This is a genomic window from Gulosibacter macacae (assembly GCF_003865375.1).
GTDB classification, from domain to species: Bacteria; Actinomycetota; Actinomycetes; order Actinomycetales; family Microbacteriaceae; genus Gulosibacter; species Gulosibacter macacae.
The window spans coordinates 1-12,984 of the sequence record NZ_RQVS01000018.1; the positions used below are offsets into that span (position 1 = coordinate 1).

The window sequence follows — 12,984 nt, forward strand, 5'->3', positions numbered from 1 at the left end:
GCCGCCGACCCTCGACTACACCCTCAACTGCGAAGAGCCGGTTTTGGACGATCTATTTTGGCCCCTGCCGCGCCTCGCGTCGGAGAGGAACCACCATGTCTGAACCTGCCGCACCCGCTTTCCGGCGCTCACGCTTCGCTCGCGCATCACTGGTGAGTCTGCTCACCGGCGCGCTGCTCTTCAGCGGCGGCACCGCAGCCTTCGCGGAAAACGAGACGCTGGACATCCTGCTGACGGCGAAGACGGGCACCCCCGCCTTCGACAGCGTCCCGGCTGGAACCATTGATGGCAAGGACTCCGGCCCGGATGACAATGTCATCCGCACCAATGACTACGCGACCTATCGCGTTGAGGCCGTGGCAAACGGCGGCACCGCCGAAAACCCGGTGGTCACACTGACGTTGCCGGTGGGTCAAGAATTCCGTGACATCCCCGCCTGGTGTAACGACGCAGATGGCGTGGATGCAGTTCCCACCCCGGCGACGATGCCCGCGCCACCCGTGCCGATCACGACGACGTCATGGGAGACGTTGCCGCAGCAGACGCTCGAGTGCCACATCGACAACATGCCGAATAGCTCGACGCAGTACCTCGACATTCTTGCCTGGCAGCGCTCGGAAGTGCCGAATGGCACGACCCTCGCCCCGGCAACTGCGACGATCAAGAGTGACTTCGTTGTTACGCCCGTTGAGGCGACCCACCAGACGCCGATGATCGTGTCGGCGGCCCCGCAGTGGGACCTCAACAAGAACGGCATCATGCTGAACTACGGCAATGGGTACACCTACGGCAACTTCCTCGCCTGCAACTTTGACCGCACCCAGACGTGCCACCGCCGTGACTACTCGGTGCTCATCGGCGGCCAAAACGGCGGCAAGGGCAACACCCCGCTTGTCGGTGACGTGACCTTTGTCGACAACCTCACCGCGGAGTCGATGTACGGCGCCGATGTGGTGAACAACCCGAATTGGATTGCCGCTGGTAGTGACGCCATCAACAAGTATGCCCCGCGCCTTGCCTAGTGCACCGTACCGAATTCGCCGTACCTGGCACCCGGCAACCTCGCCGGTGATCCGACCCGGAATGTGCGCGACAGCGGCTCGATCTCGTGTGAGCAGCCCGGCGGCCCTGGCACCCCGGCGAACATCACTATCTCGGGTGCTGACTGGTCGCTCTACACGGCGCCGACACACGCCTACCGCCCGGACAACACGGCGATTCCTGACGGCACTGCCTACGCGGTGTCGGCCTGGGTGACCATTGAGATTCCAGTTGCGGCCATCCGTGACCTCGGCACCACCACGAGTGGTGTGTCGACGCTGAAGCAACACAATGTCTATACCGATTTCCAGGCCACCGGCCTTGACGGCACTCAGCAGGCACCCGACATCGACGACCGCAACAACTACATCAACACGACGCCGAGCATCTCGCGACCGGGTTCATTCAACAAGACGTTCGTAGGTCTACCCGGCGAGCCCAATAACACGCCGCGCGCGACCTTCGTGCCCACCGACGCCTCGCTCTACGAGGGCCTGCCCGGTGCCACGACACAGCGATCAGGCAATATCCCGGTCGGTGGCGGCCAGACCGTCATCTCGATGCTCGAGCTCGTTGGCCCCACGCTCGCCAACTCAACGCCGGGCACGGCCCTGGTCTGTGATGCCTGGGACAACACCAAGCTGCAATTGCACGCTGGCGACTATCCTGCGAACACCCAGACTCAGGCCCAGCGACTGCCGTCAAACGGTGCCGCAGTCTGGCTGAGTGGTTACCGCTTCACCGACGCCCCGACCTACACGGTTCAATACTCGGGTGACGCAACCGCGCCGGGCGCGGGAGAAGGTTCGACCTGTTCGACCGGCACCTGGTACGACGACCCGGCGGCAGTGCCGGGTAACGACCACGAGCTTGCCGCGCAGGGCATCTACTCGGCGGTGCACCACGTGCGCATCCACACGACCATGGAGCAGCCGCTCCCATCGGCCTCGTCGTACACCTACCACTTCTTCTCGGTGGCACTGCGCGCCGTCCCCGGTCAGGCCGAGGGCACCATCCTGCCGAACTGGGCGACCAACGTGTTCAACTGGGGCAACGAGCTGTCACTCGAAGACATGCTCAAGCTGCCGAACACCGGCTCGACCTACAACCCGGATGCACACACCGGCGCACAGGGCGATCGACTGATCTTCACGCCAGCCTATGTGCGAGTGTCGAAGCAGGTCTCAGTTGAGGGCAGCGACTACACCGCACTCAAGGGCGCGACCGCAGGCGACAGCGTGACCTGGCGCATCCGGCCCGTGCTTTCGTCGGCAGCGACGGCAACCGGCGTCTTGGCCCAGCCGGTCTTCATCGAAGAATGTTTGCCACCTGGCGTCATCTTCGAGAGCGCCTCGGTCTCGCCAATCCTGGCGCAACCGGCACCAGCCCCCGCTGATGCGGAGCTCAAGTGTGATGCGGGCACGTACCTGCGGTTCAACATCGGTGAGTATGCACCGAACTCCGCAATCCCCGACCTCCTGATCAAAACGCACGTCTCGGCAGTCGCGCTGCCCGGCACCTACACGAACACGGTCGCCGCACAGACCGACCCGACCGACCCGACGCCGCTCGCGGCTCGTACCGGTACCGCGCAGATTCAGGTGACGCAGATCGCCGGTGTGAAGCTCGACAAGCAGCCGCTCACTCCGGTGGTGCAGGTCAACCCCGAAGGCAACGGCACGCTCGAGGCCAATGTCTGGCAGTTCGACTTCGTCAACATGGATGCGCCGGAGTCGATCTCGAATCCCGATGTGATCGACGTACTGCCGGTCAAGCCAGGCATCCACGGCTCGGCATTTGACGGCACCATGACCTTCGACAAGGTCGACGTCACCGTCGGTGCCGCCGAGACGACGGTGCTCTACACGAGCGCCGCTACGGTCTCGTCAAACCCGAACGATGCCACGAACTCGGCCAGCGGCATCGCCTGGTGTGACGCACCTGCCGGCGGCAACCTCGTGATCGGCACTGGCGACTGCCCGGCCGTCGCGAGCGACGTCACGGCACTTCGCTTCCAGTGGGCCGGCGACTTCGTCTCAGGCGACGCCATCCAGGCGAAGATTTCGATGTTCGGTGAGGGCAACACCGCCGGTGACTCCTACACCAACGTCATCGAAGGCCGCGCCGACGGTCTCACCTTCAATGTCGGTCCGGTGCCCGCGACGGAAATCGTCGTGAGCTCCTCGCTCGGCGACTATGTCTGGTTTGACGCCAATGAGAACGGCCTGCAGGACGACGACGAGGTGCCGCTGCCGAACTTCCCGGTAACCCTCACGGGCACAGATGATCTCGGCAACGCCGTCACGAAGACCATGAACACCGACGCTGGCGGGCACTACCTCTTCGAGGGCCTGCGCGCCGGCACCTACACCGTGTCGTTCGCCGACGGGCTCCAGCCTGGCTGGTCATTCACCATCCAGGGCGACGGCTCGAACCCGACGAAGGACTCGGATGGCGACCCCGCCACCGGAATCACCGGAGAAGTTGCGCTCCCCCAGGGCACGGCAAACCTCGACGTCGACCCGGGTGTGTTCATCCCGCGCGGCATGATCGGTGACTACGTGTGGGAGGACGTCAACCGCGATGGCATCCAGGGCGACGATGAAACCCCGATCGAGGGCTTCAAAGTGACACTCTCGGGTACCGACCTATTCGGTAACCCGGTGACCGCCGAAACCACGACGAATGCCGACGGGTACTACGAGTTCACCGAGCTGCTCCCGGGCACCTACACGGTGACCTTCGACCCAGCGTCGATCCCGACCGGCATGGAGTTCACCCAGCAGGGGGCTGGCGACGACCCGGCGCTTGACTCGAACGGCGACCCGACCACCGGTGTTGCTGCTGAGATCACCCTCGCGGCCGGTGAGTAGAACATGACCATCGACCAGGGCCCCGTCTACCAACTCGGCTCTATCGGTGACTACGTGTGGGAGGACGTCAACCGTGACGGCCTCCAGGACGCCACTGACAAGCCCATTGAGGGCTTCAAGGTGACGCTCTCGGGCACCGACGTCTACGGCAACCCGGTCACCGCCGAAACCGTGACTGACGCGAATGGCCTCTACCTGTTCGACAACCTGCTCCCGGGCACCTACACGGTGACCTTCGACCCCGCGTCGATCCCGGCAGGCATGGCCTTCACGCAGCAGGGTGCCGGCGACGACCGTGCCGTCGACTCCGACGGTGACGTCACCACCGGTGTCACCGCCGAGATCACCCTCGCGGGTGGCGAGCACAACAAGACCATCGACCAGGGTGTCGTCTACTTGCTCGCGCAGCTAGGTGACCACGTCTGGAACGACGCCAATGGCAACGGTCTGCAGGATGCTGGCGAAGCTCCGATCTCCGGCTTCAAGGTCTCACTCTCGGGCACCGATGTGCACGGCAACGCGGTGACCGCCGAAACCGTGACTGATGCGAATGGGCTCTACCTATTCGACAACCTCGTGCCCGGCACCTACCAGGTGACCTTCGACCCGGGCTCGATCCCCGCGGGCATGAAGTTCACCATCCAGGGTGCTGGTAGCGACCGCGCGATCGACTCAGATGGTGACGCCATGACCGGCGTTACGGCTGAGATCACCCTCGCGGGTGGTGAGTCGAACATGACGATCGACCAGGGTGTCACCCCGGTGCCGCCGACGCCGACCACGACGCCCACACCGGTGCCGCCGACGAGCACCCAGCCCGGTGGCGGCCTGCCGAACACCGGTGGTGACTCACCGTTGTGGCCGCTCGCAGCGGCCGCGCTAACCCTCCTTGGAGGTTCGGTGCTCCTGCTCCGCCGCCGAGTCGGCCAGGAGTAGCCCTCCCCCAACCACAAGCGGGTGGTGACCGGATGCATCCGGTCACCACCCGCTTTGGTTATGGCAACTTCCATTCCGTTTCGGACGAGCAACTCATGCTCGCGCATCCATTCGGTATCGCCCGCAGGGAGGAGACCGAAGCCTTTCAGATTCGGGAACACGGTTAGTCTGACCTTGTGATGAGAACGCGACAGCCGGGAGAGCCCCTGACACTCGCCTTAATCCCGAGCGCGACGGTTGAGCCAGTAATCATGGTGAAAGAATCCGAAGATTTGGCCAGGGCGCGCACCCTTATGGAGCTGAATAATTTCTCGCAGCTTCCCGTAGTTCGAGGAAAGGGAAGCCGACCAGTTGGAGTAGTGAGCTGGGAGACGATTGGTCGGAGCATTCTTGAAAAACCTGACGCAACCTTGGCTGACTGCATAGATAGAGATGCACCAACCCTGGGCCTTGAGGCTGACCTTCTGGATGCCATTCCCATTGTCGGCGATAGTGGCTACGTGCTTGTCGTTGATAGCAAGAACAATTTGTCGGGAATTGTCACCAGCGCGGACCTTGGGGAAGTGCTCGTTCGCATCGGCGGTCCAGTAGTTCTATTCGAGAGGCTGGAAGAGTCACTTCGAAGGACGATCTCGAATCTCAAGAGCTCTGACAGAATCTCAAGAGCAGACATCCAAAGGGCCATCCCCAACTCGCCCCGACCACACGATGGCCCTCACGAGGACTTCACCCTCGGTGAAGTCGCTTCCATCCTGATGGACTCCAGCGTTTGGGCGAAAACAGACACGTCGTATGACCGATCTACCTTTAAAGAGAGTCTCGATCGGGCTGTGGCACTCCGAAATCACGTCATGCATTTCCGCAAGCTCGAACGTATTCATGAACGGACGCTTGAGGAACTGCCAAGAATCGTTGAATTGGCCTTGAAAGTAGAGAAAGCATCCCAGTCGAGTCCGCCACTCGATTAGTTTGGCCAAGGCGACCTGACGCGAAGCTCGTTCCGAGCAGTGAACTTTCGTTTCATCCCGCTCCTCCTTCCCTCTGAATCTAGGGCTTGATTGCGCCAAGCGAAGGCCAGCATCGATAGGCTCGAGTCATGGGTTGGCTAGAGAGATTGCGAGAGCGACGTGCGGCAAAGGCGCGCGAAAGCTTCTGGAAGGGCGTGAGAGTGTGGACCGGTGAGTCCGTCGAGGCTCATCTCTATCCACTCGAACATCCCGATCGCGTCCGACTCGTACCCGACGACAAGCGGCGCAAGGTCGAGTGGGTGCGTATTGAAGTTGGTGCAATGCCATCTGGGAAGTTCATTGGCCAGCCACGCATTATCGCTAGGCACGAACGTGGCGTCGTTGGGTGGATAGAACCCCGATATGCCCATTTGTGCGAGCCTCTCTACTCGACCGTCATCAACGAAGGAGTCACGGCGGGCACGATCACGATTTCAGTCGATCCCTATCACCGGGACACCGCTGAAGCAACACTTACTATTGGCTCACACCGCTACGAACCTCGTCGTCCATTCTGATTTCGAACCGGATGCATCCGGTCACCACCCGCTTGTGGTTGGGGCGTGAGCGGCCCGCGATTTGCATCCTGGGCCCTCATCCCGCTTCCCCAGCGGGATGACCCCCTGGAATGCAAATCGCGGGACGGGCTTCGATGCGTCGGCTGAGGTGGCGCGATAAGGGGCTACGGTGGAAACACCGAAGGCCCCTCACTGAGAGGGGCCTTCTGAGTGAGCCGCCTGCGGGAATCGAACCCGCGACCTATTCATTACGAGTGAATCGCTCTGCCGTCTGAGCTAAGGCGGCGTGCGCGCGCCTTGGCACGCGACGCTCCATCGTAGCGCATCACGGCACTCAGCCGCCAATCCCAATAGGCACTAACAATGCGTCGGATCAGCCGGCACCTTGCCGTTAATGAAGTACTCGTCGATCACCTGGTCGCCACAGGTCGAGCGGCCATAGGCAATGTGACCATCGCCCTCGACAACGAGCAGCGTCGCAGACTCGAGCTGCTGCGCCACGGCCTCAGCCCACTTCAGCGGCGTCGCCGGGTCGTTCGACGTCGCCACGACGAGCACCGGCGCAGCACCCGCTCCGGTCACTGCCTGCTGCTCAGTGACCTTCGAGCGCACGGGCCAGTTCTCGCAGGTGAGATCACCGATGGCCATCTCCGCCTCGGTCATGTCTTCAAGCGAGAAGAAAATCGACACCTCGGCGAGACGCTCGTAGAAGCTGCGGATCGCATCCTTGTCAGTGACGAGCGGATAGTCGAGACAGTTGATCGCTTGGAACGCTTCCATCATGTTCGAGGCGTAGTGCCCGCTCTGGTCGCGGTCGTTGTACAGATCAGCGAGGAAGAAGAACACCGACGAGTCAGCCGCGGTGTACCAGGCCGAGAACGCCTGCGAGAGATACTGCCAGCTCGACGAGTCGTACATGGTCATGTTGATCGCCGTCAGCATGACGCTCGAGGTGAAGGTGCGGCCGTCCGGGCCCTTCGGCAGGGTGCTGTCGACCTCATCCATTGTGGCGCGAATCTGGCCGATCGCATCGTCGACCGTGGGTCCGGCGAACGGGCACTCGGCAGCGGTGAAGCAATCGGCAAGGTAGTTACGAGTCGCGTCGCCGAACTTCTCCTGCTGGTCGATGATCACATCGAACGCCGGCACGGTCGGGTCGGTCGCGCCATCAAGCACGACGCGGCCCACGCGGTCGGGGAACTTGTCGATGTACTGCGCGCCAATATCGGTGCCGTACGAGAGACCAAAGTAGGTGAGCGTGCGGTCACCGACGAGCGCGCGCAACAGGTCGAGGTCGCGCACCGTCGACTGGGTGTCGACGAAGGCGAGCAGATCGCCGGTGTTTTCGAGGCAACCGGCCGTGAACTTGCGCGTCTTCTCAATCTCGAAGGCGACGAGTTCCTCCGGCGTCATCGACGCCGCGTTCTCAGGCACTCCGTAGAGGTATTCATCCATGCCCGCATCGTCAACACAGTCAACGGCGCTCGAGGCGCCGACACCGCGCGGATCCCACGAGACGATGTCGAACTTCTCGCGGAGGTCCTTCGAGAAGAACGAGGTGCCAGAGCCGGCAATGAACGAGAGCCCACTACCGCCGGGGCCACCGGGGTTCGTGAACATCGACCCCTGCGAGGTGCCCGTCGCAGGCAGGCGAATGAGCGCAAGTTGAATGTCGTCGTAGGCATCGGGCGCTGACCAGTCCATCGGAGCGAGCACAGTGGCGCACTCAGCATCACTCGGTGCACCCACCGAGGTGTCACACGGCTCCCACTCGAACTCTTGCTCGTAGTACGACGACAGCGTGGCATCGAGGTCTTCGGGCACGACCTCGAGCCCTTCACCGGGCATCGGCGTGGTGCCGCCCAGCTCCTGAATCTCTTGGATGAGCGTGCAGCCCGAAAGGGCCATCACAGTCGCCAGGCCCGCGGCAAGCGTGGCCAGTGGTCGCAGCCGCCGGCTACGGATGTCGTCGGTCATGGTCCCTCCATTCGACTGTGGGCCGGGATCAGCCCGCCACGAACCCGATGAGTAGTTCTTCCAGTGCCAGCGCTGGCGGCACATTTGCCGCCAATCGCTGCCGGGTCGTGGTGATGGCGCCAATGCTATCGAGCGCGCGTTGAGGATCTCCCGCGCCAGCAGCTCGCTCGATCTCAGCTCGGCGAGTCTCATTCACAAGTCGTACGGGAGCCTGCAACTCGAGCATGAGGACATCGCGCCACAGCGATTGGGCATCGGTGAGGATGCGGTCAACACCGTCGAGCGTCGCCCGGCGTGCGCGCTTCTTCTGGTGGTCTTCGAGTTCTTTGAACATGCCGCGCAGCTGGCGCGGCACCGCCTGGCCAGGCTCGAGGCCGAGGGTGCGGAACATCTCCGCGCGCTCGGTTTCGTCGCGATCGGCCGCCGCAGCCTTGCCATCTTCCTCGGCAATGGCGACCCACTCGGCGGCTTTGCGCACGGCTTGGCCGGTGGTGCGCATCCCGAGGATGCCGTCGAGCGCGCGGTCGCGACGGGCCCATGATTCGGGCGAAGTGACGAGCCGCGCGGCCATGCCAACGTGGCTCTGCGCTTCTTCAGCGGCACGCAGCGCGGTCGCCTCATCAATGCCATGGCGACGCACGAGGAGCCGCGCCACCTCATCGGGCGCCGGCGTGCCGAGGGCCACGGTGCGCACGCGCGACCGGATCGTCGGCAAGAGATCGGCCTCGCTCGGCGCGCAGAGCACCCAAACGGTGCTCAACGCCGGCTCTTCGATCGCTTTGAGCAGGGTGTTTGAGGTGCGCGCGACCATGCGGTCCGCATCCTCAACAACGATGATGCGATAGTTGCCGCTCGACGGCGCGAGCGAGGCGCGCTCGACGAGTTCGCGTGCGGTACCAATATCGAGCTGCACGGTCTCGGTGACGACGGCCGTGAGATCAGGATGCGTACGGGCTGCGACCTGCGTGCAACTGCGGCAGGTGCCGCATCCGCCCTCGGGGCAGAGGAGGGCGGCCGCAAAGGCGTAGGCGCAGGTGGAGCGGCCGGAGCCGGGAGGTCCGGTGATGAGCCAAGAGTTCGTGAACCCCTGGCGGTCTTCGACGCCGGGGCGGGATGCGGCGACCGCACGCTGGAAGGTGGCCACCGCGCGCGGTTGGCCGGAGACCTCATCCCAAACGCTCATGCGCGCTCGCCGAGCAGCGCATCCACCCGCGCCTTGATCTCGGCGGCGACGACCTCGTGTTCGCGGGTCGCGTCGAGCACGAGATAGCGATCGGGATGCGCTGCCGCCTGCTCCAGGAATTGCGCGCGCACGCGATCGTGGAAATCACGCGCTTCCGATTCGAGCCGATCAAGCTCGCCGCGCTCGGAGGTCATGCGTGCCCGAGCTTCGGCGGGATCCACATCGAGCAAGAGCACGAGATCAGGTTGCAGCCCACCGGTGGCCCACTCCGAGAGCTCGCGAATCTCGCTCGCTCCAAGGTCACGACCCGAGCCCTGATAGGCGACGGATGAGTCGATATAGCGGTCCTGCAACACGACTTCACCGCGGGCAAGCGCCGGGCGCACGACGGTCGCGCTGTGGTGCGCCCGATCGGCTGCGTAAAGCAGCGCCTCGGCGCGCGGATCCACGTGACCGCGATGGTGCAACACGATCTGCCGCACCTCGAGCCCGAGGTCGGTGCCACCGGGTTCGCGGGTGTGCACGACGGTCTCGCCGAGCGCGGTGAGGTGCTCAGCGAGTCGACGCGCATGCGTTGACTTGCCGACACCATCGCCGCCCTCAAACACGATGAACAGGCCCGTCATCTTGCGATTACTCCGAGTCGGTGGTGGGCGTCGATTCAGCAGCCGGCTTGGCGGCAGCGCGACGGGTGGTCGCGGGTTTCGCTGTGCTGGTCTTGCTCGCAGCGGGCTTTTTCGCCGCCGGCTTCTTGGCCGCGGGCTTTTTCGCCGCAGGCTTTTTCGCGGCCGTCGTCCGCTTTTTCGCGGGACCCTTCGCCCGCTTCTCGGCAATCATCTCGACCGCCTGCGCGAAGGTGAGCGTCGACGGGTCAGCCCCGCGCGGCACGGTCACATTCGTTTCGCCGTCGGTGACATAGGGCCCGAAGCGGCCGTCCTTCACCTTGACGACCTTGCCCGAAACCGGGTCGGGCTGAGCGAAGTCGAGGATGACCGTCTTCGACTGGCGGTTCGCGTACTTCGGCTGCGCAAAAAGTTCCTGCGCGCCCGCGAGATCGATGTCGAAGATCGCCTCTTCGCTCGGCAGCGAACGCGTGTCGGTGCCCTTCTTGAGGTAGGCGCCGTAGCGACCGTTCTGCGCGGTGATCTCAGTGCCCGATTCCTCGTCAACACCCACGACGCGCGGCAGCGTCAGGAGCGCCAACGCCTGCTCGAACGTCACGGTATCGGGCGACATCGACTTAAACAGGGATGCGGTGCGCGGCTTCGGTGCGGCGGTCTTGCGACGCTTCGGCGCACCCTCGGCCGAGGCTTCCGGCTCGGGCAAGACTTCCGAGACGTACGGTCCGAACCGGCCATCCTTCACGACAATGTCGTGGCCCGATTCCGGGTCGACGCCGAGCACTCGGTCACCGGCGATCGGCGCATCCACGAGCTCCTGCACCTTCTCGGGCGTGAGTTCGTCGGGCGCAAGCCCCTCGGGAACGTTGATGCGCCGCGGCGTCGCGTCGTCAGCCGCATCCGGTTCGGTGATCTCGATATAGGGACCGTAGCGGCCGATGCGCAGGGTCGCGGTCTCGCTCAGCGGCGTCGAGTTGAGGGCGCGCGCGTCGATCTCACCGAGATTGTCGATGACATTGCGCAAACCAGGATGCTCGTCGCTCCCGAAATAGAAGCGGCCAAGCCAGGCGGTGCGATCCTCGTCACCGGCGGCGATGTTATCGAGGTCGGCCTCCATCTGCGCGGTGAAGTTGTACTCAACCAGTTCGCCGAAATGCTCTTCGAGCAGGCGCACCACCGAGAAGGCGGTCCAGCTCGGCACGAGCGCGGTGCCGCGATGGGTGACATAGCCGCGGTCTTGGATCGTCGCAATGATCGATGCGTAGGTCGAGGGGCGGCCGATGCCGAGTTCGTCAAGCACTTTCACCAAGCTCGCCTCGGTGTAACGCGGCGGCGGCGTGGTCTCGTGCGGCTTCGCTTCCGCGCCTTCGACTGCGACCTGCTCGCCTTCCTTGAGCGGCGGCAGCTTCGCGTCCTTCGGGTCGTCGCCAGCGTTGCGCGACTCGTCACGACCCTCTTCATAGGCGGCAAGGAAGCCGCGGAAGGTGATGACGGTACCCGAGGCCTGGTATTCGCTCACGGCCGGGGCCATGGTGCCGGATGCATCCGGCAAGTCGACCGGTGCACCCACGAGCGTGACCGTCGCGGTCTGGCCCTTCGCATCGGCCATCTGCGAGGCGACGGTGCGCTTCCAGATGAGGTCGTAGAGCTTGCGTTCCTGCTCGCTCACCCCGGCGAGATCGCGCGGGCGCACGAACTGCGAACCGGCGGGGCGGATGGCTTCGTGGGCTTCCTGCGCGTTCTTCGACTTGGAGCCGTAGTAGCGCGGCTGCGCGGGGATGGAGTCAGCACCGTAGAGCTCGGTCGCTTGGCTACGCGCGGCGGCAATGGCCTGCTGCGAGAGGTTCGGCGAATCGGTACGCATATAGGTGATGTGACCGTTTTCGTAGAGCGATTGGGCCACCGACATCGTCTGTCGCGCCGAGAAGTGCAGCTTGCGCGAAGCTTCCTGCTGGAGCGTCGAGGTGGTGAACGGCGCTGCCGGGCGACGCGTGTAGGGCTTTGATTCCACCGAGCGCACGGTGACGTCAACGGTGCCGGCCGTGAGCGCATCCGCCAGCGTCGTCGCCGCCGCTTCGCCGAGAATCGTGGCGTCACCGGTGAGTTCACCGTGGTCATTGAAATCGCGACCGGTGGCCACGCGATTGCCGTCGAGACGGGTCAGGCGCACGCCGAAGCTCTGGCCGTTACCGGCGAACTGCGCTTCGACGCCCCAGTACGAGGCGGCGACGAAAGCGAGACGCTCGCGTTCCCGGTCGACGATAAGGCGGGTCGCCGCTGACTGCACGCGGCCGGCCGAAAGCCCGGGGCCGACCTTGCGCCAGAGCACCGGCGAGATCTCGTAGCCGTACAGGCGGTCGAGGATGCGTCGGGTCTCCTGCGCGTCGACGAGGTGGTCGTCGATATCGCGCGTCTGGTCTTTGGCGGCCTCGATGGCTTCGCGGGTGATCTCGTGAAACACCATGCGCTTCACCGGCACCTTGGGCTTGAGCACCTCGAGCAGGTGCCAAGCGATTGCCTCACCCTCGCGGTCTTCATCGGTGGCGAGGATGAGTTCGTTCGCATCCTTGAGCGCCCGCTTGAGGTCGGTGACCGTCTTCTTCTTCGCGTCGGCGACGACATAGTAAGGAGCGAAGCCGTTTTCGACGTCGACCGAGAACTTGCCGAGCGAACCGGTTTTCTGTTCAGCGGGCAGGTTTTTCGGCTCGATGAGGTCGCGGATGTGTCCCACCGAGGCCATCACGACGTACTCGTCTCCGAGGTACTGCGAGATGCTCTTCACCTTGGTCGGTGACTCGACGATCACAAGCTTGTTGCCAGTCAACTGGT

General features: G+C 63.9%; 9 protein-coding genes and 1 tRNA gene. 5 read left to right on the top strand and 5 right to left on the bottom strand.

Features of this window, described 5'->3' with window-relative positions; translation table 11 throughout:
* The first annotated feature begins 95 nt into the window (after positions 1 to 95).
* The 5 genes from EG850_RS11750 to EG850_RS11765 all read left to right on the top strand — a co-directional run bounded on the left by EG850_RS11750 (position 96) and on the right by EG850_RS11765 (position 5,818).
* The gene (locus EG850_RS11750; protein WP_124973707.1) at positions 96 to 1,022 is read left to right on the top strand and encodes a hypothetical protein; all 927 of its coding nucleotides are present in this window, start codon (positions 96 to 98) and stop codon (positions 1,020 to 1,022) included.
* A gap of 63 nt (positions 1,023 to 1,085) precedes the next feature.
* Complete coding sequence (locus EG850_RS11755) at positions 1,086 to 3,914, top strand: SdrD B-like domain-containing protein (RefSeq protein WP_124973709.1); 2,829 nt, start codon at positions 1,086 to 1,088, stop codon at positions 3,912 to 3,914.
* A 3-nt stretch (positions 3,915 to 3,917) separates the two neighbouring features.
* Complete coding sequence (locus EG850_RS11760) at positions 3,918 to 4,850, top strand: SdrD B-like domain-containing protein (RefSeq protein WP_124973711.1); 933 nt, start codon at positions 3,918 to 3,920, stop codon at positions 4,848 to 4,850.
* A gap of 32 nt (positions 4,851 to 4,882) precedes the next feature.
* Complete coding sequence (locus EG850_RS13680; RefSeq protein WP_268878163.1) at positions 4,883 to 5,017, top strand: hypothetical protein; 135 nt, start codon at positions 4,883 to 4,885, stop codon at positions 5,015 to 5,017.
* An 84-nt stretch (positions 5,018 to 5,101) separates the two neighbouring features.
* Complete coding sequence (locus EG850_RS11765; RefSeq protein WP_185715054.1) at positions 5,102 to 5,818, top strand: CBS domain-containing protein; 717 nt, start codon at positions 5,102 to 5,104, stop codon at positions 5,816 to 5,818.
* Positions 5,819 to 6,588: 770 nt separating this feature from the next.
* Here EG850_RS11765 and EG850_RS11770 read toward each other — a convergent pair.
* The 5 genes from EG850_RS11770 to topA form a co-directional block, all read right to left on the bottom strand.
* Positions 6,589 to 6,661, bottom strand: a tRNA-Thr gene (locus tag EG850_RS11770).
* 71 nt (positions 6,662 to 6,732) lie between these two features.
* Entirely contained in the window at positions 6,733 to 8,352 is a 1,620-nt protein-coding gene (locus EG850_RS11775) for an alpha/beta hydrolase (RefSeq protein ID WP_185715055.1), read from the bottom strand.
* Positions 8,353 to 8,380: 28 nt separating this feature from the next.
* Entirely contained in the window at positions 8,381 to 9,535 is a 1,155-nt protein-coding gene (locus EG850_RS11780; protein WP_124973717.1) for a DNA polymerase III subunit delta', read from the bottom strand.
* Positions 9,532 to 10,161: a dTMP kinase gene (gene tmk / locus EG850_RS11785; protein WP_124973719.1), complete on the bottom strand. Its 630-nt coding sequence runs from the start codon at positions 10,159 to 10,161 to the stop codon at positions 9,532 to 9,534. The genes EG850_RS11780 and tmk overlap by 4 nt, the downstream gene beginning before the upstream one ends.
* Before the next feature lie 7 nt (positions 10,162 to 10,168).
* Complete coding sequence (gene topA / locus EG850_RS11790; RefSeq protein WP_124973721.1) at positions 10,169 to 12,979, bottom strand: type I DNA topoisomerase; 2,811 nt, start codon at positions 12,977 to 12,979, stop codon at positions 10,169 to 10,171.
* Positions 12,980 to 12,984: the final 5 nt, after the last annotated feature.

What these genes read in the sequence shown, in the direction of transcription:
- EG850_RS11760 (WP_124973711.1), top strand. Translation starts at nt 3,918, where the DNA reads ATGACCATCGACCAGGGCCCCGTCTACCAACTCGGCTCTATCGGTGAC.
- EG850_RS11750 (WP_124973707.1), top strand. Translation starts at nt 96, where the DNA reads ATGTCTGAACCTGCCGCACCCGCTTTCCGGCGCTCACGCTTCGCTCGC.
- EG850_RS11780 (WP_124973717.1), bottom strand. Translation starts at nt 9,535, where the DNA reads ATGAGCGTTTGGGATGAGGTCTCCGGCCAACCGCGCGCGGTGGCCACC.
- EG850_RS11765 (WP_185715054.1), top strand. Translation starts at nt 5,102, where the DNA reads ATGGTGAAAGAATCCGAAGATTTGGCCAGGGCGCGCACCCTTATGGAG.
- EG850_RS11775 (WP_185715055.1), bottom strand. Translation starts at nt 8,352, where the DNA reads ATGACCGACGACATCCGTAGCCGGCGGCTGCGACCACTGGCCACGCTT.
- tmk (WP_124973719.1), bottom strand. Translation starts at nt 10,161, where the DNA reads ATGACGGGCCTGTTCATCGTGTTTGAGGGCGGCGATGGTGTCGGCAAG.
- EG850_RS13680 (WP_268878163.1), top strand. Translation starts at nt 4,883, where the DNA reads ATGCATCCGGTCACCACCCGCTTTGGTTATGGCAACTTCCATTCCGTT.